Annotated in this window: 26 protein-coding genes; 13 read left to right on the forward strand and 13 right to left on the reverse strand. The window is 64.9% G+C overall.

Going from position 1 to position 21,842, the window contains the following annotated elements:
- Position 1 precedes the first annotated feature (1 nt).
- Positions 2-154, reverse strand: coding sequence for a hypothetical protein (locus V5279_RS20160; RefSeq protein WP_166294747.1), 153 nt, complete (start codon positions 152-154; stop codon positions 2-4).
- Between the two features lie 46 nt (positions 155-200).
- Positions 201-1,727, reverse strand: a complete 1,527-nt coding sequence (locus V5279_RS20165; protein ID WP_338700319.1) for a PLP-dependent aminotransferase family protein — start codon at positions 1,725-1,727, stop codon at positions 201-203.
- A gap of 105 nt (positions 1,728-1,832) precedes the next feature.
- Here V5279_RS20165 and V5279_RS20170 point away from each other — a divergent pair, with 105 nt between their 5' ends.
- The gene (locus V5279_RS20170) at positions 1,833-2,525 is read left to right on the forward strand and encodes a pyridoxamine 5'-phosphate oxidase family protein (protein WP_414645954.1); all 693 of its coding nucleotides are present in this window, start codon (positions 1,833-1,835) and stop codon (positions 2,523-2,525) included.
- Between the two features lie 54 nt (positions 2,526-2,579).
- Entirely contained in the window at positions 2,580-3,857 is a 1,278-nt protein-coding gene (locus V5279_RS20175; protein ID WP_166294753.1) for an ArgE/DapE family deacylase, read from the forward strand.
- 180 nt (positions 3,858-4,037) lie between these two features.
- Here the strand turns inward: V5279_RS20175 and V5279_RS20180 are convergent, their stop codons facing one another.
- On the reverse strand, positions 4,038-4,823 hold the full coding sequence (locus V5279_RS20180; protein WP_338700323.1) for a cobalamin-binding protein: 786 nt from the start codon (positions 4,821-4,823) through the stop codon (positions 4,038-4,040).
- A gap of 184 nt (positions 4,824-5,007) precedes the next feature.
- Here V5279_RS20180 and V5279_RS20185 point away from each other — a divergent pair, with 184 nt between their 5' ends.
- Complete coding sequence (locus tag V5279_RS20185) at positions 5,008-5,406, forward strand: PaaI family thioesterase (protein WP_166294755.1); 399 nt, start codon at positions 5,008-5,010, stop codon at positions 5,404-5,406.
- A 139-nt stretch (positions 5,407-5,545) separates the two neighbouring features.
- Positions 5,546-6,169 (forward strand): GNAT family N-acetyltransferase, encoded by a 624-nt coding sequence (locus V5279_RS20190; RefSeq protein ID WP_166294757.1) that lies wholly within the window; start codon positions 5,546-5,548, stop codon positions 6,167-6,169.
- An 81-nt stretch (positions 6,170-6,250) separates the two neighbouring features.
- Here the strand turns inward: V5279_RS20190 and V5279_RS20195 are convergent, their stop codons facing one another.
- The 3 genes from V5279_RS20195 to V5279_RS20205 all read right to left on the reverse strand — a co-directional run bounded on the left by V5279_RS20195 (position 6,251) and on the right by V5279_RS20205 (position 7,649).
- The gene (locus tag V5279_RS20195) at positions 6,251-6,559 is read right to left on the reverse strand and encodes a hypothetical protein (RefSeq protein ID WP_024581534.1); all 309 of its coding nucleotides are present in this window, start codon (positions 6,557-6,559) and stop codon (positions 6,251-6,253) included.
- A gap of 90 nt (positions 6,560-6,649) precedes the next feature.
- Positions 6,650-6,949 carry a putative quinol monooxygenase gene (locus V5279_RS20200; RefSeq protein ID WP_338700330.1) on the reverse strand — a complete coding sequence of 100 codons (300 nt, stop codon included), beginning with the start codon at positions 6,947-6,949 and terminating at the stop codon, positions 6,650-6,652.
- Between the two features lie 16 nt (positions 6,950-6,965).
- Entirely contained in the window at positions 6,966-7,649 is a 684-nt protein-coding gene (locus tag V5279_RS20205) for a DUF2161 domain-containing phosphodiesterase (protein WP_338700332.1), read from the reverse strand.
- A gap of 142 nt (positions 7,650-7,791) precedes the next feature.
- On the opposite strand from V5279_RS20205, the gene V5279_RS20210 reads away from it, so the two are divergent.
- Positions 7,792-8,136 (forward strand): GrlR family regulatory protein, encoded by a 345-nt coding sequence (locus V5279_RS20210; protein ID WP_338700334.1) that lies wholly within the window; start codon positions 7,792-7,794, stop codon positions 8,134-8,136.
- 89 nt (positions 8,137-8,225) lie between these two features.
- On the opposite strand, the gene fabG is transcribed toward V5279_RS20210, so the two are convergent.
- Positions 8,226-8,906 (reverse strand): 3-oxoacyl-ACP reductase FabG, encoded by a 681-nt coding sequence (fabG, locus tag V5279_RS20215; protein ID WP_338700336.1) that lies wholly within the window; start codon positions 8,904-8,906, stop codon positions 8,226-8,228.
- Positions 8,907-9,031: 125 nt separating this feature from the next.
- Here fabG and V5279_RS20220 point away from each other — a divergent pair, with 125 nt between their 5' ends.
- Complete coding sequence (locus V5279_RS20220; protein ID WP_338700338.1) at positions 9,032-9,727, forward strand: SGNH/GDSL hydrolase family protein; 696 nt, start codon at positions 9,032-9,034, stop codon at positions 9,725-9,727.
- A 119-nt stretch (positions 9,728-9,846) separates the two neighbouring features.
- The gene (locus V5279_RS20225) at positions 9,847-10,053 is read left to right on the forward strand and encodes a hypothetical protein (protein WP_029082249.1); all 207 of its coding nucleotides are present in this window, start codon (positions 9,847-9,849) and stop codon (positions 10,051-10,053) included.
- 135 nt (positions 10,054-10,188) lie between these two features.
- Here the strand turns inward: V5279_RS20225 and V5279_RS20230 are convergent, their stop codons facing one another.
- A complete protein-coding gene (locus V5279_RS20230) occupies positions 10,189-10,932 on the reverse strand; it encodes a tyrosine-protein phosphatase (RefSeq protein WP_338700341.1) in 744 nt (247 codons plus the stop codon).
- An 84-nt stretch (positions 10,933-11,016) separates the two neighbouring features.
- Between V5279_RS20230 and V5279_RS20235 the strand changes: the two genes are divergently transcribed.
- Positions 11,017-11,328 (forward strand): MliC family protein, encoded by a 312-nt coding sequence (locus tag V5279_RS20235; RefSeq protein WP_338700343.1) that lies wholly within the window; start codon positions 11,017-11,019, stop codon positions 11,326-11,328.
- 90 nt (positions 11,329-11,418) lie between these two features.
- Here V5279_RS20235 and V5279_RS20240 read toward each other — a convergent pair whose 3' ends face one another.
- A complete protein-coding gene (locus V5279_RS20240) occupies positions 11,419-11,619 on the reverse strand; it encodes a DUF2735 domain-containing protein (RefSeq protein WP_166294770.1) in 201 nt (66 codons plus the stop codon).
- A 542-nt stretch (positions 11,620-12,161) separates the two neighbouring features.
- Here V5279_RS20240 and V5279_RS20245 point away from each other — a divergent pair.
- The 5 genes from V5279_RS20245 (at position 12,162) to V5279_RS20265 (ending at position 16,439) form a co-directional block, all read left to right on the forward strand.
- Positions 12,162-13,196 carry a glutamine synthetase beta-grasp domain-containing protein gene (locus V5279_RS20245; RefSeq protein WP_029082245.1) on the forward strand — a complete coding sequence of 345 codons (1,035 nt, stop codon included), beginning with the start codon at positions 12,162-12,164 and terminating at the stop codon, positions 13,194-13,196.
- A gap of 198 nt (positions 13,197-13,394) precedes the next feature.
- A complete protein-coding gene (locus V5279_RS20250) occupies positions 13,395-14,099 on the forward strand; it encodes a GrlR family regulatory protein (protein WP_338700347.1) in 705 nt (234 codons plus the stop codon).
- A gap of 17 nt (positions 14,100-14,116) precedes the next feature.
- Positions 14,117-14,803 (forward strand): substrate-binding domain-containing protein, encoded by a 687-nt coding sequence (locus V5279_RS20255; protein ID WP_338700349.1) that lies wholly within the window; start codon positions 14,117-14,119, stop codon positions 14,801-14,803.
- Positions 14,804-14,835: 32 nt separating this feature from the next.
- On the forward strand, positions 14,836-15,654 hold the full coding sequence (locus tag V5279_RS20260) for a tetratricopeptide repeat protein (protein WP_338700351.1): 819 nt from the start codon (positions 14,836-14,838) through the stop codon (positions 15,652-15,654).
- Between the two features lie 158 nt (positions 15,655-15,812).
- Positions 15,813-16,439, forward strand: a complete 627-nt coding sequence (locus V5279_RS20265; protein ID WP_338700353.1) for an antibiotic biosynthesis monooxygenase — start codon at positions 15,813-15,815, stop codon at positions 16,437-16,439.
- Between the two features lies 1 nt (position 16,440).
- On the opposite strand, the gene V5279_RS20270 is transcribed toward V5279_RS20265, so the two are convergent.
- The 4 genes from V5279_RS20270 to V5279_RS20285 all read right to left on the reverse strand — a co-directional run bounded on the left by V5279_RS20270 (position 16,441) and on the right by V5279_RS20285 (position 21,581).
- Positions 16,441-17,058, reverse strand: coding sequence for an Isoquinoline 1-oxidoreductase subunit (locus tag V5279_RS20270; protein ID WP_338700354.1), 618 nt, complete (start codon positions 17,056-17,058; stop codon positions 16,441-16,443).
- An 11-nt stretch (positions 17,059-17,069) separates the two neighbouring features.
- Positions 17,070-17,594 carry a (2Fe-2S)-binding protein gene (locus V5279_RS20275; RefSeq protein WP_166294784.1) on the reverse strand — a complete coding sequence of 175 codons (525 nt, stop codon included), beginning with the start codon at positions 17,592-17,594 and terminating at the stop codon, positions 17,070-17,072.
- Entirely contained in the window at positions 17,591-20,365 is a 2,775-nt protein-coding gene (locus tag V5279_RS20280; protein ID WP_338701307.1) for a xanthine dehydrogenase family protein molybdopterin-binding subunit, read from the reverse strand. The genes V5279_RS20275 and V5279_RS20280 overlap by 4 nt, the downstream gene beginning before the upstream one ends.
- Before the next feature lie 124 nt (positions 20,366-20,489).
- Complete coding sequence (locus V5279_RS20285; protein ID WP_338700357.1) at positions 20,490-21,581, reverse strand: hypothetical protein; 1,092 nt, start codon at positions 21,579-21,581, stop codon at positions 20,490-20,492.
- Between the last annotated feature and the right edge of the window lie 261 nt (positions 21,582-21,842).

Raw genomic sequence — 21,842 nt, forward strand, 5'->3', positions numbered from 1 at the left:
CTCACTTGTTCTGGATCTTGACCCCGTCGGGGCCGACATTGATCTGCAGGCCTTCGGGCTGCTTCTTCGCCTGATAGAGATTGTAGCCGAGCATGCCCACAATCAGGACCAACCCGCCGATCACGAGATACAGGACGTTGCGATTGGCAGGCATCCGGTATCTCCGTACGCTGGCACTGACTGAACGCGCGCGACCTTAGTCAGGTCGCTGCGATTCTCATAGCGCGCCGCGGTTTGGCGGATGACTTGATCGATCCCTTGACTGGTCCTTTGCGCGTCGCGCGCAGCGCAATCAGCGTTGCCTTCGCCAATTGTTCCGCCGACGCGATGAGTTGCGGAACCGGATGACCGGAAAATCCCAGCACGAAGCCGGGCAATGGACGCGCGCGATGATAGGTCTCGGCGAGCAGCCAGCCGCCGACGCCGGCGGCGGCTTTTGCCTCCGCGGCAATGAGTGGATCGGTCGCGGGATCGAGCCTGGCCACGAGATGCAGGCCCTGCGAGGGCACGGGAACCGTGAGCGCGCCCTCGGATGCGCTCTCGAGCGTCGATGCCAGCACGTCGCGCGCCTCGCGATAGAGTTTGCGCGACTTGCGCAAATTGGCGGCGAAGGCGCCGGAGTTCAGCATGTCGGCAACCGCGCCTTCCATCAACGTGGCGGGAAAGCGGTCGAGCGCGGCGCGCGCCGCCGTCACCGGGCCGATCAAGGCTTCGGGCAGGGCGCAGTAACCGATCCGCAAGCCCGGAAACAGCGTCTTGGCAAACGTGCCCATGTAGATCACGCGGCGCAGATGATCGATGCCGGCGAGCGACAACAGTGGCGCGCCGTCATAGCGGAACTCGCTGTCGTAATCATCCTCGAACACGAAGGCGCCGGCATCGCGAGCCCAGTCGAGCAGCTCGAGCCGGCGCGGCATCGACATCTGCACGCCGAGCGGAAACTGGTGCGACGGCGTGACATAGGCGGCGCGTGCCTGCGGCGCCGATGCGCGGCCCTTGTCGACGCGCATGCCTGAGGCATCCACGGGCACCGACACCGAACGATAGCCGCAATGCTCGATCGCGCGCCGCGCCGCCGGATAGCCGGGATCCTCGCACCAGACCTGATCGCTGGGCTTGAGGATCGCGCCGAGCACGATGCGCAGCGCATGCAGCGTGCCCGACGCCAGCATGATCTGGTCGGGATCGCAGCGCAGTCCGCGCGCCGACAGCAGATGATCTGATATGGCGGCGCGCAATTCGCTGCTACCGCGGGGATCGCCATAGTGCAGATGCTCGGAGCCGAAGGCGCGCAGTCTGCGGCCGGCAAAGGCGCGGAAACGCTGCAGCGCGCGTTCGTCGATATGGGTGCAGCCGAGCGACAGCGCGTTGTGCTGCGGCGACTCGATCTCGATCTTCGCGCGTCGCGGTGCGGTGGCCTGCGCCGGGATGCGCGCGGCGACGAAGGTGCCGGAGCCCGTGGTTGCCACCGCAAATCCGTCGGCGATCAGCCGCTCATAGGCCGTGGTGACGGCGTTGCGTCGGAAGCCGGTCTGTTTTGCCAGCGTGCGCGAGGGCGGCAGCGGCTCGCCCGGCTTGACCAGGCCGCCGACGATGGCGTGGCACAGCGCCTGATAGAGCCGCTGCTGCGAGGCCGCGCCCTGCGCGACGTGGGGACCGGCGAGGTCGAGCGGCAGCTCGGCCTTGCCAGGCGAAGGCTTGCGGGAATTGGTCGGAATTTTTCGCATGGAATTGGCACTATCGCAGACCAAATGGGTCGCTACAACTCTCGACATATTCCAATTTCGAAAGGCACCGCCGTGACCGAAGGCGCATCCACTCCGTCCTACCCCATGTCGTCCCGCAACCGGGTGAAGCGCCGCCATGATCGCGGCTTCTACGACCACGCAACCGTGCACAAGATCCTGGACGCCTCGATGCTGTGCCACGTCTCCTACGTGATCGACGGCCAGCCCTATTGCACGCCGACCTTCTTCTGGCGCGAAGGCACAAAGCTCTATTGGCACGGCTCGAGCGCGAGCCGGATGCTGGAGAACCAGTCGGAAGGGCAGAGGGTGTGCCTGACGGTCGCCCATCTCGACAGCCTGGTGCTGGCGCGCTGCGGCTTCAATCACTCGGCCGACTATCGCGCGGTGATGGCGTTCGGCTCAGCCTATCTCGTCACCGACCCGCAAGAGAAGGAGCGCGCCATCGTTGCGATGGTCGACCGCTTCTTTCCGGAGCGCACCGCAAGCCTGCGCGCCAGCAGCAAGCAGGAGATCAAGGCGACCTCGTTCATCGCGATGGAGATCGACGAAGCCTCGGCCAAGGTTCGCGCCAAGGGCGTTGCCGATGACGACGAGGATTACGAGTTGCCGATCTATGCCGAGCGTATCCCGGTGCGCACCGTGCTCGGCGCGCCGGAGCCGTGTTCGCGGCTGCTCGACGGCGTGACGCGGCCTGCGACACTCGATGGCTATTCGGAAGGCCGTCTGCTCGAAGATGCATTGCGGGATGCCTATTTTGCGCAATACAAGGCGGAGTGAAATCGGGTTACGGTGCGGCTCCCGCCTGTCTGATTTCCCCGATGGAGCTGCCGCATGACTGCCGAGACGCAACAACGAATCCTTGCTGCCGTTGACGAGGGATTCGATGCGCAGCTTGCGACGACGCAGGCCTTCGTCGCGATCCCCTCGACCCGCGGCGCCGAGGGGCCGTGCCAGGACATGATCGGCGATCTCTTGCGCGAGCGCGGCTACGAGGTCGACGACTGGCACATCAATCTCGACGAGCTCAGGGATTTGCGCGGCTTCGGCCCGATCGAGCATGATTTCTCGAAGGCGCGCACGGTGGTCGGCACTTATCGCCCGGCAACCAATGCCGGTAAATCGCTGATCCTGCAGGGCCACTGCGACGTGGTGCCGACCGGCCCGCTCGAGATGTGGGAGACGCCGCCGTTCTCGCCCGTGATCAAGGACGGCAAGATGTACGGCCGCGGTGCCTGCGACATGAAGTCCGGCACGATCGGCGCGCTCTATGCGCTGGATGCGATCAGGAAGGCTGGCCTGAAGCCGACGGCGCGGATCCACTTCCAGTCCGTGATCGAGGAGGAGAGCACCGGCGTCGGCGCGCTCTCGACCTTGCAGCGCGGCTATCGCGCCGATGCCTGCTTCATCCCCGAGCCGACCAACGGCAAGATGATCCGCTCGCAGGTCGGCGTGATCTGGTTCCGCCTGAAGGTGCGCGGCTTCCCGGTGCATGTGTTCGAGGCCGGCGCCGGCTCGAACGCGATCATGGCGGCGTATCATCTGGTGCATGCGCTGGAGAAGCTCGAGATCGCCTGGAACGAGCGCGCCAAGGCCGACCGCCACTTCAAGGACGTCAATCATCCGATCAACTTCAATCCCGGCATCATCAAGGGGGGCGACTGGGCCTCCAGCGTGCCGGCCTGGTGCGACGTCGACTGCCGCATCGCGGTGCTGCCGGGCTGGTCGATCGCCGAATGCCAGAAGGAGATTCTGGCCTGCGTGTCGGCCGCGGCGCGCGACCATCGCTTCCTTTCCAACAATCCGCCGCAGGTGGAGTGGTCGGGCTTCCTGTCGGAAGGCTATGAGCTGGTGAATTCCGAAGCGCCGGAAGCCGCCTTCGCGAGGGCACATCAGACGGTCTATGGCGGCGCGGTGGAAGATCGCGCCTTCACCGCGCTGACCGACACGCGCTTCTACGGCCTGAACTACAACATCCCGAGCCTCTGCTTCGGCGCCAATGGCGCGGCGATGCATGGCTTCAACGAATATGTCGAGCTGGACTCGCTGCGGAAGTCGACCAAGGCGACCGCATTGTTCATCGCGGAATGGTGCGGCGTGGAGAAGGCGTAGCCGCGGTTTCCGCCCCTCAACAAATTTAGTGTCGTCCCGGCGAAAGCCGGGACCCATACTCCGCGGCGAATGTTGTGATCGGGACTCGTCATTGCAGCGCTGTACATCAATCAAGATTGGTGGTTATGGGTCCCGGCTCCGTGCGCAATCGCGCGCTCGGCCGGGACGACGTCGGAAGGTTCAGCTCTCCGCCCACAACGCCCTGACGATCGCATCGAGCCCCTCCGTCAGCGCGGCGGGGCCGGGCTGCAGGATGACCGGCGACTTGATCTCGACGATGCGGTCGTTGCGCACAGCGGGAATGTCGGTCCAGCCGTCGCGTTTGCGGATGCGGTCGGGCACGACCTTTTTGCCGCACCAGGATGCCAGGATCACGTCGGGCATCGCCTCGCGCACCGTATCAGGCGAGATGATGCGATCCTTGGCGGCCTTGTGCGCGCGCAGATGCGGCAGCGCGTCCGCGCCGCCGGCGATGTCGATCAGTTCGGACACCCAGCCGATGCCGCTGATCAGGGGATCGTCCCATTCCTCGAAATAGACTTTTGGCCGCGGCGCGGGACGCGGCACCGCCGCGATCGCGTCCAGCCGTTGTGCGAGGCTTTGCGCGAGCTGCCCGGCGCGCTCGGCGGCACCGACCATCGCGCCCAGGGTGCGGATCATTGCGAGGATGCCCGCGACGTCGCGCTGGTTGAACACATGCACGGCGACGCCGGCACGCACGAGATCAGCCACGATCTCGGCTTGCAAATCGGAGAAGGCGAGCACGAGGTCGGGGTCGAGCGCCAGGATCTTTGGAATGTCGGCGGAGATGAAGGCGGAAACGCGCGGCTTCTCGCGGCGGACCTGCGGCGGCCGCACCGCATAGCCGGAGACGCCGACGATACGGTCCTGCTCGCCGAGCAAATAGAGTGTTTCGACCGTCTCCTCGGTCAGGCAGACGATCCGGCGGGGAGGGAAGTCGCGCATCGTGGACGGTATGCAGACTCACGCGCGATTGTCACTGATGCCATGACGTCATCCGCACCATTACCTCGGAGGTCATTGCCGGGCCCGGTCAGGCAATCCATCATGCCGGCACCAACCTCGAAGAAGGCCGAAGGCGCGGTTCTGCCCGCGGACCGACGCCGCAAGAACAAGCCAGGGAGTGCCCATGACGCCGCTCGAAAAGATCCAGTCGATGAAGATGCCGTTCGCGGAACTGAAGGGCGTCACCTTCACCGAGGCCGGCCAGGATCGGGTGGTCGCGAAGATGCTGGTGCGGCCGGATCTCTGCACCCTCCATCACACCATCCACGGCGGGGCGGTGATGGCCTTGGCGGACTCGGTCGGCGCCGCCGCCACCGTGATCAACCTGCCTGAAGACGCCAAGGGCACCACGACGCTGGAGAGCAAGACCAACTTCATCGGCGGCGCCAAGGAGGGGATGACCGTGGTCGCCACGGCAACACCGGTTCACCGGGGCCGGCGCACCCAGGTCTGGCAGACCAGGCTGGAGACCGAGGATGGCAAGCTGGTCGCGGTGGTGACCCAAACGCAGCTGGTATTATGATGAGGCGATAATGTGATCTATCAATCACATCATTGTTTACTTAAATGAATCTCAGTGCTTGAATTATATGGTGCGATGCACAATATTGGGGTGCTAGGGACTCGACGCCTCCTCGAGGGCTACCAAGAGGAGTTATGAAATGAACTATGATTCCATCCGACCGACGTCCGCCAAGGGCACCGTGCGGACGTTGAGCCAGCAGGAGGAGCTTCCTCTGCTGCGCGATCATCTGCTGCGGCTGGATCGCACCAGTCGTCATGATCGCTTTCATGGCTTCATCGACGACAGCTTCATCCGCCGCTATGCCGAGCGCTGCGCCAATGACGGCACGGTCATCATCGCCTATTTCGAGGATGGCGTGGTCCGCGGCGCGGCCGAGCTGCATCCGCCGGAGCAGTCACCGGACGCGCAGCCCGAGATCGCCTTCAGCGTGGAGCGGTCGGTGCGGCGCAAGGGCGTCGGCAGCACGCTGTTTCGCAAGCTGATCGCCGAGGCGCATGCCAAGGGCTACACCAGCCTGCGCATCACCACCGGCGCGCAGAACGATGCGATGCGTGCGCTCGCCACCAAGTTCGGTGCGCAGCTGACCTTCCGTCATGGTGAGTCCACCGGCAGCATCGACTTGACCGAGCAACACCAGGCCGAGCCGGTACCGGCTGCTGCGGTGGTCACGCCGGTCGAGGCTGCGCGCGTGATCGTCGACATGAACCGCGCCTATTGGCGGATGGTGATGCAGATGTCCGGCTGGGGCCGGGCGGCCTGAGCCGATACCTCGGATCAAATGCAAAAAGGGCAATCCGCTCAGCGGATTGCCCTTTTTCTTTCAGCAATCGGATGTCGTCTTTCAGGTGCCGGTGCGCTTGTCGGTCGCAAAGCGCCGGACCACGCGGCGCTCGACCACGACGGAGCGCTGTGCGCCCTGTTCGCCGGCGATCACGCGGGTTGCCGTACCGGTGCGGGCGCTGACGCGCGCGGTCTTCTTCACCTCGGCCAGCACCTCGTCATAGGGCAGTCCCATCAGGGACGACGCGATCTCGGCCTGGGCCTCCACGTCATCGGTGATGCCGATGGCCGCGAAGATTGCCTCTTCAAGGGTCGGCGGATCGTGCCGCACGCGCCTTGTGCCGTATTTGGTGTTCCAGTCTCCGCTCATCGCCGCCTCATCCCTTGAATCGCGGGAGATACGTAAGGGCCCTAATGTTGCATTGCAATATGAATGTGAGATGGCAATCCAGCCATGCAGCTAGAGTCTCTCAATCTTGTGAGCGTCATAAAGTTCGATCGTGGTCGCAGCCGCTGCGAGAGATTGCAGCGCGCGGACGAAGTCACGGGAAGCCGGGACCGCAAAATGCGCCGCCAGCGCGGCGCGATCGGCCCATTGCTCGAAAAACACCAGCTTGAGCGGGTCCTCGCAGTCGACGTGCACCGCGTGCGAGATGCAGCCGGGCTCGGTGCGCGAGCGATGGACATGCTCAAGGCTGAGGCGCCGCACCTCATCGAACGTATCGGGGCGGGCGGTGACGCTGCCGGTGACGACAATCATGATGTCCCCCAGTGCTTTACGGGGCGGCTTCCGCCCCTGACGCATTGATCGGTTGTTGCGGCCAGCGCTTCAATGCGGCACGGCCGGCATCGGTCAGCAGATAGATGCCGCGCTCGGCGCGATCGAACCAGCCATAGACATTATGCTGCAGGATCTTGCCGGCGTCGGGAATATCGGCGCGCAAATCGCGCACCCGCCGTGGCCCATCCGACAGCGCACAGGCGCAGGCCAGCGCCTGCTGCCGGTAGGCGGTCATGATCGGCGCGCGCGTCGAACCGCCCATCACGGGATCGCCCTTGCGCTTCCGGTGCTCGGTGATCAGGCGCGCGCGCTTCTTCGGATTGCGCCTGATGGCCGCGGTCGGCGGCGGCACCAGCACCTCGACGTCGCCGCGGTCGGTGACGCCGAGCATGCCGAAGCCGAGCCGCCGGCACAGATTGCGATAGCGCGCGTCGCTCTCGCGGCCCTTGCCGCGGGCCGAGACCTTTGCCGCGATCCAGACCTCGTCGGCGGCGGCGGCACGGTCGACCGCCTGCAGGATCAGTTCGAGATTGAAGGCGAGCTTGAGTTCACCGATCACGACGACAGGCGGATCGTCGCCGCTCAGTGCCACGAGATCGCAGCCGCCGATCTCGCCCTTCACCGTGAAGCCGAGCTTTTCGAGGAAGCGTTTGACGGGCAGATAAAGCGCAGTTTCCAACGGGCACGGCTCCGGCGGCGGTTCGGCCGCGACTCAATTCGCAGCAGCATAGCCCGGAAAGAGCCCTGCCGCCGCGGACGGAATTTGCTCAAAGCCCGCCCCAGCGGCTATTGTGAGGCTGGGACAAGGCGCGGCTATTTTCATGATCCGGAACGGGCTCTATCACATCACCGTCGAATTTCTCGACGGCGTCTCTGGCGGCAATCAGGGCGTCATGGTGCTGCGCGACGGCCAGATGCGCGGCGGCGACTCGTTCTTCTATGCCTATGGCAACTACACCGCGGCCGATGGCAAGTGGAAGGGCGAGGTCACCAATGAGGAGCATTCGCCGACCTATGGCGAGCGCCCGGTGTGGGAACGCAAGGTGGTCACCATTGGCTTCACCGGCACCTATACCGACGAGACCGCCGAGGGTAATGGCATGGCGCTCGCCGGCAAGCAGAGCATCCGTTTCAGGTCGAGGCTGCGGCTGTTGGTTGCTGACTGACGCGTGATGCGGACCGGCACTGCAAGGTCGAGGGTCTCAAGCGCGTGGCGTCTCCGTTTTCTCGCGGTGCTCAAGAAGCTCGTGGCGATCTAAACCCGCCCATTGACCGGCAGCAGCGCGCCGGTCACGGCGCTTGCGGCGTCGCTGGCGAGGAACAGGATGACGTCGGCGAGCTCCTTCGGCGTCACCCATTTGGAGATATCGGCCTTAGGCATCGCGGCGCGATTGGCCGCGGTATCGATGATCGAGGGCAGCACGGCGTTCACGGTGACCTTGCCCTTGAGTTCGGCGGCGAGGGACTCCGTCAGGCGATGTACGCCGGCCTTCGAAGCCGAGTAAGGGCCCATGCCGGCCGCGGCCTGCAATGCGCCCAGTGCGCCGATATTGATGATGCGTCCAGCGCCCGACTTGGTGAGATGCGGAATGGCGGCGCGCGATGTGTTGAGCGCGGTCATCACATTCATGGCGTACATGCGCTGCCAGGTCGCGGGATCGCCGTCGCTCACCGCCTCGAAGGTGAAGCCGCCGGCGATGTTGATCAGCCCGTCGAGCCGGCCGAAATGCGCGGCCGCCTTGTCGATTGCAGCCTTCGCCTGCGCGGGATCGGTGAGGTCGACACCGCCGAGCTCGATGCGGTCGGCGGTCGGCGCAAGCGTTGAGGCTGCATGATCGATCCCGGCGACGCGCGCGCCGCGCGCCAGGGCCTCCTCGGTGACCACTTTGCCAAGCGCGCCAAGGGCGCCGGTGATGACGATGGCTTTTCCGTTCATGGCGGTCTCCGTATGCGCGAGCAGGCTTCCGCCCACTATGATCAGGCGGAATTCATTTGCAATGCCGCCAATTCCGCCTCCTACTGCGCGCATTCATCAGTTCATTCACCTCAAGGATGTTTGCGATGCCGACACCCAGGCCATGCGAAACCCACCTCGAACTCGTCAAGTTCGGACATCGGTTGCCGCATTTCGCGGAAGCGCTGCGGCATCAACGCAAGATCAAGGTGGTGGCGCTCGGATCGTCGTCGACGGCGGGCGCGGACAACATCCTGCCGTTCCCGCCGCGGCTCGAAATGCTGCTGCGGCAACGCTTCTTCGGCCGGATGATCGATGTGATCAACCGCGGGGTCGGCGGCCAGGAGGCGCCTGAGGAATATTCGCGCATCGAGTCCGACGTCACGACCGAGGCGCCAGTGCTGGTGATCTGGCAGGTCGGCACCAACGCCGTCTACAAGAGCTACAATCCGGCCGAGGTGCGCGCCACGCTGGAGGCCGGGCTCGACGTGCTCGCTGCGCTGCCGCTTGACGTCGTCGTGATGGATTCCCAGTACACGCAGGCGGTTGTCGGGACGCCAGTTGCGCTCAACCTCGCCAATGTGATCATGCCGATGATCGCCGAGGTCACAGCGAAGAAGCGCGTCAACCTGTTCAGCCGTTTCGCGTTGATGAAGCGCTGGGTCGACGCCGGTATTCCCCTGACCGAGCTCGACGATGGCGGCCAGCTTCTGCTTCACACCAGCGAATGGGCGACGAATTGCGTAACCCAGTCGCTGTTTGGCGCCATCGACGACGCCTTGAAGCCGGAAGCGATCACGTAACGCTGACTACGTAAGACTACGGAGTAGGGCCGGTTGGATAAAATTTGCGGCAGTTCCGTAAGTCGTTCGCAGAATCCTTTCCGTAAAAGCGAAACTCCAGCCAAGGTAGGGGTTTTTCTATGGGATATCTTCCGGATCACGGTTTACCGCTTGTTCAGCTTAAGGAGCAGCGGCGCGATCTCGTGGTGGCGCTGCAAAACCGTAACGGGCCGGTGAGCAGCTGGGAATTGATGCAGATCGCGGCGATCCAGCAGGCGATCTCGGCATTCGAGGATGTGATCGCCGATCTCGATGCAGAGCTCGAGCTCGAGGCCGCGGCGGCCTAGAGTTTTTTCGGTTCTGATTGGATCAGAACCGAAGCTCCAGATTCTTGTTTTGACGGGTTTTCTTCACGCGAACCGGTGTCCATCCCGGATCAAGTCCGGGACAGGCTTTCGCTCGAAAACGCTCTGGCGAACTGATCAGCACTGCAGATAGCGGCCTTCAAGCGCCTTGCGCTCGGCTTGGCCGAGCCCGAGGCCTTCGCGGAAATAGCCGTCGAGGCTGCCGTAATCGGCCTCGACCGCCTCGAACGCAGCCTCCAGAAACGCAGCGCGCACGGTACCGAGCACCTGCTTGACGTCATCGGGCAGCTCGGTGCTGTGCGCGGGATCGCGCTTGTAGAATTGATTGGTCAGGAGATAGTCGTCGGCGATCACCTGATCGGACACGCCGAGCGCGTGCAGGATCAGCGCGCAGGCAAAGCCGGTGCGATCCTTGCCGGCGGTGCAGTGGATCACCAGCGGCGCGCGGTCTTCCAGCAGATGGGCAAACAGCGTGCGATAGCGCGGCGTGTTGTCCTGCACATAGCCGCGGTAGGAATCCCGCATCACGTCGATCGCGTCGGTTTCCGAGAGCTGGCGGTGGCTCGCGATCGCGCGCAGCGCGGCCACCACCGTCGGCTCGACCGGCAGCGAATGCACGGCGACGTCGCTCATGCCGCACAGCGCATCGGCGCGCTCGGCGACGCCGCGAAAATCGAATGCGCTCTTCACCCCGAGCGAGCGCACCACGGCGACGTCCTGCGCGGTGAGATGCGCCAGATGGTTGGAGCGGAAGATCTGCCGCCAGCGCACCGTCCGCCCGTCACGCGTCTGGTAGCCGCCGAGGTCACGAAAATTGCTGGCGCCGGCGAGATTGAGATGACGGGCAGGGGCTTCGGACATTGGCGGGCCTGTTGCAGCTGGTGAGGTCTTGGCGCAGAAATCTTGGCGCAGACAGGTCTATAACCGGCGCGTCAGGGGGAGAATATGACTTATCGCGGGGGCGCCATTCTCGTTGGCGCAATTGTCTTGGAGGTTTTCGGTTGCCAGGCGGCATCGGCGCAGTCCGCCTTCCGGAATTATCGCTGTGCCGACGGCACCCAGTTCGTTGCGGGGTTCTTCACCGGGGACAAGCGCGCGCATCTGCAGCTCGACGGCAAGGCGGTGACGCTGACCAAGCGCCTGTCGCTGACGGGCACACGCTACAAAGGCGGCGGCGTCACGCTCGAGATCAGCCGATCTGGGCTTGCCAGGCTCCGGCATGCCAAGCAGCCGGCGACGGCCTGCGAGCAGGCATGAAAAAAGGGCCGAAACGCCTGGTTCCGACCCTTCTTTATTGTTCTGACGCTGTCTGACGTTTCTGCGTCACGGCTCGCTGCCTGATCGACATCAGTGATCGCGGCTCGGTTTGGCGTCGTCGATCGCCGCCTGATGGTACCAGCTCTCGCTGCAAGCCGAGGTCTCGACCTCGCTGGCAAGCCCGCGTACCGTCCGCGCTTCGCCATAGCGGCGTCCGCCGAGAGCCGCGCGGCCCCCTGCCGGGAATTGATAGATCGTTGCCGATCCCTGGTTTTGGCCCGTAGTGATCATGTCAAAGTCTCCTGTGGCCGGAGCGAGCCTCCATGGTGCGCCCGACTCATTCGCGTGTCGTTACCGTGCTTTCGATATCGGCCCGGGCCCGGCAGGGCGCAAGTTGACTAAGAAATAGTCATACTCTGTCTAATTCGTGAGCAAATCCCGATTTGCCTCCTGCGAGGCAGGAGGCAGCTGATCAACGCTTGGGCCATGGCGATGGTTGCTGGGCGCCCGGTGATCGGACACGAACTGTCACACAGCGCTGCCGCTGCATTAATCGGCAGGCGGTGCCGTAGCCGAATTTGCTGCAGAAACGGGCGGCGAGGCGCGCGAAAAGAAGATTTTGGCTGACCGCGGCGCATGCCAGCCGCGCTGCTATGTCGCAGCTAAAAATGCGATGTCCGTTGTGGACATCCGTGAACAGGGTGGGTCCCGCAGTGCAGCGACTGGCATTTTAATTGCTTAGTAAGAGCCGGCCGATGGTGGCCGGGTACGCGTGCGGCGACCGACTGGCTTTCGGTTTCCTCACGGTTTTGCATCATCAACAGAGAGGTTCAATGACCAAGTACAAGCTCGAGTATATCTGGCTCGACGGATATACGCCGACGCCGAGCCTGCGCGGCAAGACGCAGATCAAGGAATTCGCGTCGTTCCCGACCCTCGAACAGCTTCCGCTGTGGGGCTTTGACGGTTCGTCCACCCAGCAGGCTGAAGGCCACAGCTCTGACTGCGTGCTGAAGCCGGTCGCCTGCTATCCCGACGCTGCGCGCGAGAACGGCGTGCTGGTGATGTGCGAAGTCATGATGCCCGACGGCAAGACCCCGCACGTCTCGAACAAGCGCGCCACCATCCTGGACGACGAAGGCGCCTGGTTCGGCTTCGAGCAGGAATACTTCTTTTACAAGGACGGCCGTCCGCTCGGCTTCCCGACCGATGGCTATCCCGCGCCACAGGGCCCGTACTACACCGGCGTCGGCTATTCGAACGTCGGCAGCGTTGCCCGCAAGATCGTGGAAGAGCATCTCAATCTCTGCCTCGCCGCCGGCATCAACCACGAAGGCATCAATGCCGAAGTGGCGAAGGGCCAGTGGGAATTCCAGATCTTCGGCAAGGGCTCCAAGACCGCCGCTGACCAGATGTGGATGGCCCGCTATCTGATGCTGCGCCTCACCGAGAGCTACGGCATCGATATCGAATTCCACTGCAAGCCGCTCGGCGACACGGACTGGAACGGCTCGGGCATGCACGCCAACTTCTCGACCAAGTACATGCGCGAAGTCGGCGGCAAGGAATACTTCGAGAGCCTGATGAAGGCCTTCGACAAGAACCTGATGGACCACATCGCCGTCTACGGCCCGGACAACGACAAGCGTCTGACCGGCAAGCACGAGACCGCGCCGTGGAACAAGTTCAGCTACGGCGTGGCTGACCGTGGCGCTTCGATCCGCGTGCCGCACTCCTTCGTCAACAATGGCTACAAGGGCTATCTGGAAGACCGCCGCCCGAACTCCCAGGGCGACCCCTACCAGATCGCTTCGCAGATCCTGAAGACGATCTCCGAGGTTCCGACCGGCGCCAAGGCTGCGGCCTAAGTGGCTGCGGCCTAAGCAGCGATCGGACCCGGATGGAGCCATCCGGTACCGCAGTCGGGTCCGCCAGGGCGAGCGCCTTGGCGGACCTTTGCTTTTTTAACGACAGTATTTGCAGGCGGCTTGCCGCCGAAAGCGGTTTCGCCGCGTTATGAACCGCGCTAGATAGCGATTGCATTTTGGCTGCCGGGGACACGGCGCTTGTTTGAAGGGTTTTACAAGGTCCGGTTCGAGCTGGGCGGCGCCGTCGGCCGCAGCGTGATGTATGTTGGCGACGGCAGGATGCTCGGCGGCAATTCGGCATTCGCCCATATCGGCAGCTACGAGAAGGACGGCGACGAGGTCGCGGTCGAGATCCAGACCGTCCGCCACAACCCCGACCTGAACTATCGCGCGATGGCCGGCACCGATGACGCGACGCTGATCGCCAAAGGCTGGCCGGACGGTGAGGTCTACCGTTTCAAGGGCGAGCTGAAGGAATTGCCCGGGGTGCCGTTCCAGTCGGTGATGACGCCGATCACCGACGACGAAGTCCCGATTGCCGGCGGGGTCGGCGAGGGCGGCATCATCAACGGGCTGTATTCGATCCACATCCAGTTGCTCGATGGCGTCGATGGCGGCCTGACCGGCGTGATGCTGCTGAACAACGGCCGCATCCTCGGCGGCGACGCGTTCTTCTACTATCTCGGCACCTATACCTCTGAGAAGGGCCGCTGGAAGGGCCAGATCCTCAATCAGGAACACACCTCGGCGATGGGCGAAAATCCCGTATTCGGCGGCCGTGAGGTCGGGATCGGCTTCGCCGGCACCTGCGATGCGGAAGGCGCGCTGCTCGAAGCGACCGCGTTTGCCGGCAAGCGCAGCCTCCGCCTCACGGCCGCGCTCAAGCTGATGCGGCGGGCTTAGGCGGAATGACAAGCGGAATGGGCAATTCGGTTCGCGTGCTCTCGACATTGGCGCTGAAGGGGGCGGTCGCGCGGCTTGCCCAAGCCTATCAGGCGGCAAGCGGTGTTGCGATCGATGCCGATTTCGCGCCGACGCTGGCGCTGCTCGAGCGGCTGCGTGGCGGCGAGGCGGCTGATCTGGTGATTTTGACCAGGGAGGGCCTCGACGAGATGATCGGCGAGGGCCGCGTTGCGCTGGGCAGCGCGGTCGATCTTGCGCGCTCCTATGTCGGCGTTGCGGTGAAGGCAGGCGCCGCGCATCCCGACATCGCAACCGACGTCGCGCTGCGTGCCACGCTGCTCGGCGCGCGGGCGGTGGCCTATTCGCGGCTCGGCGCCAGCGGCATCCTGTTCGCGCGGCTGATCGAGCGCCTCGGCATCGCCACCGCAATCAACGCGCGCGCGGTGATCATTCCCGCAGGCTTCACCGCGGAAAAGCTCGTCAGCGGTGAGGCCGATCTTGCGATCCAGCAGATCAGCGAGCTGAAGCAGATCGACGGCATCGAGGTCGTCGGGCCGATTCCGTTGAACCTGCAGACGCCGGCGGTGTTTTCCGCCGGCCGCATGACCGCGTCGCCGCGCGCAGAGGCCGCCGATCATCTGCTGCGGTATCTCGCATCGCCTGCGGTCGCGCCGGTGTTGCGCGAGACCGGGCTCGAGCCTTGAATTTGCCCGCACCGCGACGCAACCTGCCGCCCATGTTCAAACTGTTCCATGCATTCGTTCTTGCCGCAGCACTCGCCGCGCCCGCGCTGGCCCACGCGCAATCGGCCGACCTCGTGCTGTGCGACCGGCTCGCCGCCGATCCCTTCGATCCCGACAAGCCCGCCGACGTGAAGGGCGTGGGCGAGATCGCGTCGGCGGATATCGCGACCGCGATCAAGTATTGCGCGGTGGCGGCAAAATCGTCGCGCCGCGCGATGTATGCGCTCGGCCGTGCCTATGCCGCCAACCGGCAGACGGCGGAAGCAATGGCCGCCTGGCGCAAGGCGGCCGACAAGGGCTCGACATCGGCAATGGTCGAGCTCGGCGTGCTCTATGGCAACGGCACCGGCGTCGCCAAGGACGAGGCGCAGGCGCGCAAATTGTTCGAGCGTGCGGCGCAGGCCGGTAACGCGCGTGGCGTCAGCAATCTGGCGGCACTCGGCGGCGGCACTGCATCCGACCCGGCACGCGCCCGCGAATTGCTCGCCAAATCCGCCGAGACCAATGCGGAGGCGCAGTACCAGCTCGGCATGATGCTGGCCGAGGGCAAGGGCGGTGCGCAAGACGACGCTGCCGCACGCGCGCTGTTCGAGAAGGCGGCGGCGCAGAACCATCCGGGCGCATTGGAGCGGATGGGGGCGTTTGCGCAGGCTGGCCGCGGCGGTCCGAAGGACAGTGATGCCGCAAAAGCCTATTACGAGCGGGCGGCTGCGCTCGGCGACGAGGATGCCAAGAAGGCGCTGGAGCGCGCCCGCTGCCCCTATGTCATCAAGGACAAGCGCGGCAACCCCGTGACCAATCTCTGCTTCTAGTTCCGGTGGCCCCTGGAATAGAAGAAACTGGCCCTTTCTTGCGGGCACACTCTGATTCTAGACTGGGCGGGGTCAGTATGCGCATCGAAGGCGATGCCTTCTTACGCCGAGCGTAATGCGGCTTTGCGCAAACGTCGGAGACGCCGAGGCACCATGTGATGATTTCTCAGTTCTTCGAAGTCCAGATCAAGGACGGACACGTCAGCCGATATATGGACCTCGCGGCTTCGCTGAGGCCTGCGCTTGACGCCATGGGCGGCTGTCTCTTCATCGATCGCTTCCAGAGCCTGACCCGCAAGAACCTTCTGCTGTCCTATCAGATCTGGCAGGACGAAGGAGCGATGACCGCATGGCGCGTGGATGCGGGGCATCATGCGGTGCAAAAGATCGGCCGCGAGGATGTCTTCTCCGACTACCGCATCCGGATCGCCCAGGTGATCCATGAAGCAAGGCCGGACCGCCCGATCTGGCAGCCAGAGCGACGGACACCATACAATGACCCCGCAAGACGTCCCCCGACATACGTCATTGCGTCGGAGTCGACCAATCCCGAGCTGCCGGTAGCGACCGAGTGGAGTCGCGATTCCTTCCAGAGCATGTATCGCGACGGCCGGTACGCGCACCTCGTCGATTTGCCGGATTATCAATCCGGCCTGGAATTCGGGGCACAGCTGTTCGCCGATCCGACGACCGAATATTTCCGCATCTTCGAGGTCATGCGCGACTACGGAATGTACGAGCGCGCTGAGGCGCCACAGTATTATCCGCCGGTGGAGAGACCGTAGATCACGGCGGCGGGCAGGCCGCGCCGGTCTTCACCCAGGCCTCGACCAACGCGCCGGCCTGCGCCTGCGTGCCCGGTGCAGGTGAGCGGCCGAAGCCGGGATGCCAGGCCCAACTCACCAGCGTGTCCTTGCCGATATGATCGATCAGCTCCTCGACCTTGCGGCCGCCATTGCGCGCGGGATCCCTGATCTGCGCGCAGATCTCGCCGACCGTCTTGCCGGCCCACGCCATCTCGCGCGGCGCGAGGTGCCATTCCGGGTGGCCCGGCACGCGCCCGGGCTCGAAATTGGCGTGCTGGTGGCAGATCGAGCAGCGCATCGTCTCGACGCCGTGGCCGTCGGCGCCGCGCGTGACCGGCGGCTGGTGCATGCGGGTGATGTCGCCTTGCCGCGGGCTGTCGCCGGCGGGATGGCAGTTGGTGCAGCGCGGATGGGTCAGGACCCTGCCGAGCTCGGTGAAGATCGCCGCGGAGCGCTGCTCGACATTCCCGATTCCGGCAAAGCTTTCCGGTGAGGCGAGGGCATGGCTTGCGCTCTCCGATGCCGCGTAGCCGGCGGACAGGCTGGTCGCGAGCGCCGTCAGCATCGCCATGATCCGAAACCGCGTGTCCGATGTCATCGCTCGCGGGCTCATTTGTTGGCGGTCAGATAGCGTTTGGAATCGGCGAGGATCACGTCGCGCACCGCCTGGTGATACTTGATGTAGCCGGTGCAGCGGCACAGATGGCCGTCGAGCGCGTCCGCAATGACGGTTTCGAGTTGGTCCCGTGCCACCGGCGTCTTCGCCAGCCGTTCGAGCAGAACCTGGCCCTCATTGAGGAAGCCGGCCGTGCAGTAGCCGCACTGGAACGCGAAGTGGTCGATGAAGGCCCGCTGCAAGGCCGAGAGCTCGCCATCTTTGGCGTGGCCCTCGACGGTGCGGATCGCCTTGTCGTCGAAATTCGCCGCCGGCACCACGCAGGTCGGGCTGGTATAGCTGGTACCGTCAGGATTATCGATGATGACAGCGCAGCTCAGGCACTGCGCGGCGCCGCAGCCGAACTTGGTGCCGGTCATGCCGAGCATCTCGCGCAGGAAATCGTTCATCGAGAGGTCGTCACGGACCTCGACCGGTCCGTGCTTGCGGCCATTGATGGTGACGTTGAGGGTGGTCACGCAAGCGCTCCCTTAAGCAGGCTCGAGGTCACCGGCAATGAGCGGAAGCGGTGGCCGGTGGCGTCGTTGATGGCGTTGAGCAGCGCCGGCACGATCGGGATCATCACCACCTCGGCCATGCCCTTGGGCGGTTCGTCCGGGGTCAGCGGCGGCAGCATCTCGATCTCGAGATCGTGCAGCGGCAGGTCGGAGCCGCGCGGGATCAAATACTGGCCGAGATTCCACTGCCCGTTGCCGGGGCCGCCTTCGAACGGCGGCAGGGTTTCGAGCAGCGCGTAGCCGACGCCCATGGCGAAACCGCCATGCGACTGTCCGAGCACCACTTCGGGCACCAGCGCCTGGCCGCACTCGAACACGCTGTAGGCCTTGGCGATGCGCAAGCTCCCGGTCGCGCGCTCGATCTCGACGCGCACCAGCGTGCCGCACATCGAGGTATAGGCGGTGCCGATCCGGTTGTTGTCGGTCGGCGGGAACTTCACGCTGACGCGGTCGATCCGTTCGAATGCGCTGCGGCCACGGCGGATCGCCAGCGCGTCGATCTCGGCGGGGTACTGCTCGCCGAACAACGGGAAGCGCGCGCGCGACCAAGCCCAGCGCGAGAAGCTGTGCGCCACCGCGCCGGTGACGAAGCCGCGCGCATGCGCGGTCGCCGCAAGCTTTGGCAATGGCAGCGGCGCGAGCTCGCCGAGCACGAGTCGCCCGTCCCGCCAGCGCGCTTTGTCCCATTGCCGGGCGCGCGGATCGGCCTTGCCGATCTGCCAGAGCTCGAGCGCCGCCGGCCACAGGCCGAAGCGGAAGATGATGCGGGCGGCCTCGGCCGACGAGTGCGTGCCGACATGGGCGCCGATCGAGGCGCTGGTCGCTGAACTGATCGCGGGCACCCAGCGCGGGTTCTTCTCGGCGAGATCCTGGGTCTTCTGATCCATCGTGTAGGGATCGCCCGAGGTGACGAGCCCGAGCGCGTCGTAGCTGTCGACCCGGGAGACGGCGACCTCGTCGGCGACGGCGCCGAGATGGCCCGCGACCCGGTTGGCAAGCGCGGTGCCGATGCCGTTGCCCATCTCGACATGATCGCAGAAGATCGCGATCCGTCCCTCGGGATCGATCTCGACGCGGCCGAGCGAGCAATCCGCGCCCGCGCCGTAGTCCTTGGTGACGCAGGCGACGCCGGTGCCGATCAACCGTCCCTCGGATGCGGTTTGCTTGAATTGCGCGCGCTGCTGCCAGATCGGATGCTTCTCGAGCTTGTCGAGGATGTCGGGCGTGCGCACCGAAACGATGTAGGGGTTGCCGGTCATGGTCCGGCCGTTCTGCTTCAGCGCGTTGTTGCGGCGGAACGCGATCGGATCGACCTTGAGCTCGCTCGCGGCCTCGTCGATCAGGACCTCGAGCGCGGTCATGGTCTGCAGCGTGCCGTAGCCGCGCATCGAGCCTGCGGTCACCCCGCGCGAATGCAGCGCCACGGTGGTGACGTCCACCTTCGGGATGTCGTAGATGCCGATCGCCGCGGTGGCGGCGACGGTCGCGACGTTGGCGGAGAAGTTGGCGAGCCCGCCGCCGTCGAGCACATGGTCGGCGGCGAACGCGGTGATCTTGCCGCTGGTGCGATCGATGCCGATCCGCGAGCGCATCTTGATCGGATGACGTTTGATGCCGCCCTGAAACTGCTGGTAGCGGTCGTGCGCCAGCCGCACCGGCCGTCCCGGGAAGAACATCGCCGCCAGCGCCACGTACAGCACGAACGGGGTGTGGTCGCGGCCGCCGAAGCCGCCGCCGACATGGGCGAACTGCGCGTTGATGTGCGACGGCCGGAAGGGCGGACGGGCCTTGCCCAGCATGAAGGCGATCGACTCGGTCGCCTCATAGGGCGACTGCACGCCGAGCACCAGTTCGAGATTGCCGCTGTTGTCGCTGTACCAAGCGAGCCCGCTCTCCGGCTCGAGGAACATCGGATCGACCGACTGGGTCTCGAACTCGCGGTCGAGCACGAGCTGCGACGGATCGTCCTTGGCAAGCTGGGCGCGGATTGCTTCGCCATGGGTTGCGGCCTTGGCGTAGTCGGCCTTGGTCTCCTTGGCGAGCGGCAGCCAGACCGGCAGCGCCGCGTTCTGGATCCGGCTCGGCGAAACCCAGCCGGCCTGGATCGGCGAGTAGACGTCGGGCGCGTCAGGTGTGACGCCGGCCACGCGCGTGAAGCGATAGGCGCCGTAATTCGGGATGACGACCGGCCCGGTCTCGTCGCCGAACCTGACGAAGCCACCGTCGCGCAGCGCGAGGCGCGCCCGGTCGAAGGCATCGAACCGCTCGAAGATCAACAGCGCGACCGGCTGACCGAGATAGAGCGGCGTCTTGCCGACGGGGCAGAACAGGTCGTCGGTGTAGAACTCCGGCACCCGCGTGCCGATGCGGTCGAGATCGGCCGCGGTCACGACAACCGACGGCTTCAGCGGGCCGTCGAGGCGGGCGAGGTCCATGCCGGCATAGACATGCGTCGCGTCATCGGCGCGGACCAGGATGGCGTGCGAGGTGGTCGCGGGCCAACCCGGCATGTCGGCGGCACGAAAGTCGGAGGCATAGAGCTTGGCGCCGGTGACCTTGGCCACGCCGTCGACGCGGCCGGCGGCCTTCGCCGCCGGGTTGAAATGGCCACGCCCGGGAAGCGTCTCGCGGCTCGTGAAGGCCGGTTCCTTCGCAAGCGCCAGATGCGACAGGCTGACCGAGATGCCGCCGGCCGACAACCACTTCACGAATTCGCGTCGCGAGGGCCGCATGGTCTGATCTCTCATCAACGCTTCGTCGTCGTGTCGCGCCGGGGTTTATCGATTGGTACGATACACGCGAAAGTATTGCGGCAAAGCGAGCGCGATCGCAACGCCGCAATAGGTCGTAGTCGCCTCACTTGAGGTCGGCGATCGTCGCCGGTCCCGGACCCGGCGTGATCAGGGTCGGCCATTGCTTGGAACCGAACGGCACCAGGGGTGGCAGGAACGTCGTCATGCCGCGCTTCTTGGTCTCCGCGATGATCGCCTCGCGCGCGTCGCCGCCCATCAATTCGTAGTCCATCAAATGGTAGCTGCCGAAGAACAGCGCGCCGACCGAGCGGTCTGCGATGATCCGGGTCAGCGACTCCAGCATGTCCGACGGCGTCGTGGTGAAGGAGATCGTCTCGATCAGCATCAGGCGGCTGTTGATGGCGTCAGGCCCGAAGAACTGCGCCAGCACGCTGAAGATCACGTTGTTCTGCCGCGCCACATAGATCGTGTTGCTGGCACCATAGGTCTTGTCCCAGTCGGCGCCGAGCTGGGTCTTCCAGTCGGCCATCACCGTCATCCAGTGCGCGACCTGGGTCTGCGCGGCCCAGGCGACGTTCCTGGCGAGGTAGGGCGCCTGCTTCTTGCCGAACGCCTCAAGCTTGGTGAATGGGATGGCTCCGGCGGACAGGCAATCATCCATGAAGGCGATGTTGTTCTGCAGGATGGTGCGGTTGTTGTCGCGCCAGTCGGCCTGCATCGGCGTCGCGTCGAGCCCGTCGAGCGCCGACTGCATCCGGCTGCGATAGGCCTGCATCGACCCGCGCCACGCCTTGTCGTCGGGATTGTCGACATAGGGGCCGACCACCTCGGCCAGCGCCATCGTGCTGTGGCCGACCGATTTGAGCAGCTGATAGACGATCGGCACCTGCGGCGCTTCGGTCGGCGGCTTGCCCGGCCGGTAGAGGATCAGGCGCCCGCCGGCACCGGAGAACAGGCCGAGGATCACCGGGTGTTTGTCGAGGATGTTCTTCTGGAAGATCCGCGCCGCATCGCCATAGAGCTCGAACATGCCGGTGTTGAGCGCCAGCACATCCTTGGTCGCGACATCGGCCGGCGTGGACGTGGTCTTGCCCGAGATCGGTCCCATGTAGTCGGGCAGCGTCTGGGCCAGGGCCGCGCCACCGCTGCCGAGCAGCAGTGCCAGGGCGGCGGCCAGGCGAAGGCGATGGGTCATGTGATGCTCCTCGATGCCTCCAGCCAATGCCGAGGGCGGCCGCGCGACCATTGGCGGAATGCGCAAATGCTTGGACACAATGAACTGGAGGTAGATCCCGCGTGACGCGGCACGACGCGGGCGGACGCCTACAGCTAAGCGACGAATCGGCTGGTGTCCACACCCGGACATTGCGGGCTTGCCTGCGCCAAAAGACCCAATGGTGTGGCCTTTGGCCCAGTGCTATGTGGCGAATAGAATCAATTTTATTTATTGGATTTT

It is taken from the genome of Bradyrhizobium sp. 26S5 (assembly GCF_036923295.1).
In the GTDB taxonomy this organism is placed as follows: Bacteria; Pseudomonadota; Alphaproteobacteria; order Rhizobiales; family Xanthobacteraceae; genus Bradyrhizobium; species Bradyrhizobium septentrionale.

Coding starts and splice junctions, on each gene's coding strand:
- V5279_RS20160 (WP_166294747.1), bottom strand. CDS start 154: ATGCCTGCCAATCGCAACGTCCTGTATCTCGTGATCGGCGGGTTGGTC.
- V5279_RS20165 (WP_338700319.1), bottom strand. CDS start 1,727: ATGCGAAAAATTCCGACCAATTCCCGCAAGCCTTCGCCTGGCAAGGCC.
- V5279_RS20170 (WP_414645954.1), top strand. CDS start 1,833: ATGTCGTCCCGCAACCGGGTGAAGCGCCGCCATGATCGCGGCTTCTAC.
- V5279_RS20175 (WP_166294753.1), top strand. CDS start 2,580: ATGACTGCCGAGACGCAACAACGAATCCTTGCTGCCGTTGACGAGGGA.
- V5279_RS20180 (WP_338700323.1), bottom strand. CDS start 4,823: ATGCGCGACTTCCCTCCCCGCCGGATCGTCTGCCTGACCGAGGAGACG.
- V5279_RS20185 (WP_166294755.1), top strand. CDS start 5,008: ATGACGCCGCTCGAAAAGATCCAGTCGATGAAGATGCCGTTCGCGGAA.
- V5279_RS20190 (WP_166294757.1), top strand. CDS start 5,546: ATGAACTATGATTCCATCCGACCGACGTCCGCCAAGGGCACCGTGCGG.
- V5279_RS20195 (WP_024581534.1), bottom strand. CDS start 6,559: ATGAGCGGAGACTGGAACACCAAATACGGCACAAGGCGCGTGCGGCAC.
- V5279_RS20200 (WP_338700330.1), bottom strand. CDS start 6,949: ATGATTGTCGTCACCGGCAGCGTCACCGCCCGCCCCGATACGTTCGAT.
- V5279_RS20210 (WP_338700334.1), top strand. CDS start 7,792: ATGATCCGGAACGGGCTCTATCACATCACCGTCGAATTTCTCGACGGC.
- fabG (WP_338700336.1), bottom strand. CDS start 8,906: ATGAACGGAAAAGCCATCGTCATCACCGGCGCCCTTGGCGCGCTTGGC.
- V5279_RS20220 (WP_338700338.1), top strand. CDS start 9,032: ATGCCGACACCCAGGCCATGCGAAACCCACCTCGAACTCGTCAAGTTC.
- V5279_RS20225 (WP_029082249.1), top strand. CDS start 9,847: ATGGGATATCTTCCGGATCACGGTTTACCGCTTGTTCAGCTTAAGGAG.
- V5279_RS20230 (WP_338700341.1), bottom strand. CDS start 10,932: ATGTCCGAAGCCCCTGCCCGTCATCTCAATCTCGCCGGCGCCAGCAAT.
- V5279_RS20235 (WP_338700343.1), top strand. CDS start 11,017: ATGACTTATCGCGGGGGCGCCATTCTCGTTGGCGCAATTGTCTTGGAG.
- V5279_RS20240 (WP_166294770.1), bottom strand. CDS start 11,619: ATGATCACTACGGGCCAAAACCAGGGATCGGCAACGATCTATCAATTC.
- V5279_RS20245 (WP_029082245.1), top strand. CDS start 12,162: ATGACCAAGTACAAGCTCGAGTATATCTGGCTCGACGGATATACGCCG.
- V5279_RS20255 (WP_338700349.1), top strand. CDS start 14,117: ATGGGCAATTCGGTTCGCGTGCTCTCGACATTGGCGCTGAAGGGGGCG.
- V5279_RS20260 (WP_338700351.1), top strand. CDS start 14,836: ATGTTCAAACTGTTCCATGCATTCGTTCTTGCCGCAGCACTCGCCGCG.
- V5279_RS20265 (WP_338700353.1), top strand. CDS start 15,813: ATGATTTCTCAGTTCTTCGAAGTCCAGATCAAGGACGGACACGTCAGC.
- V5279_RS20270 (WP_338700354.1), bottom strand. CDS start 17,058: ATGACATCGGACACGCGGTTTCGGATCATGGCGATGCTGACGGCGCTC.
- V5279_RS20280 (WP_338701307.1), bottom strand. CDS start 20,365: ATGCGGCCCTCGCGACGCGAATTCGTGAAGTGGTTGTCGGCCGGCGGC.
- V5279_RS20285 (WP_338700357.1), bottom strand. CDS start 21,581: ATGACCCATCGCCTTCGCCTGGCCGCCGCCCTGGCACTGCTGCTCGGC.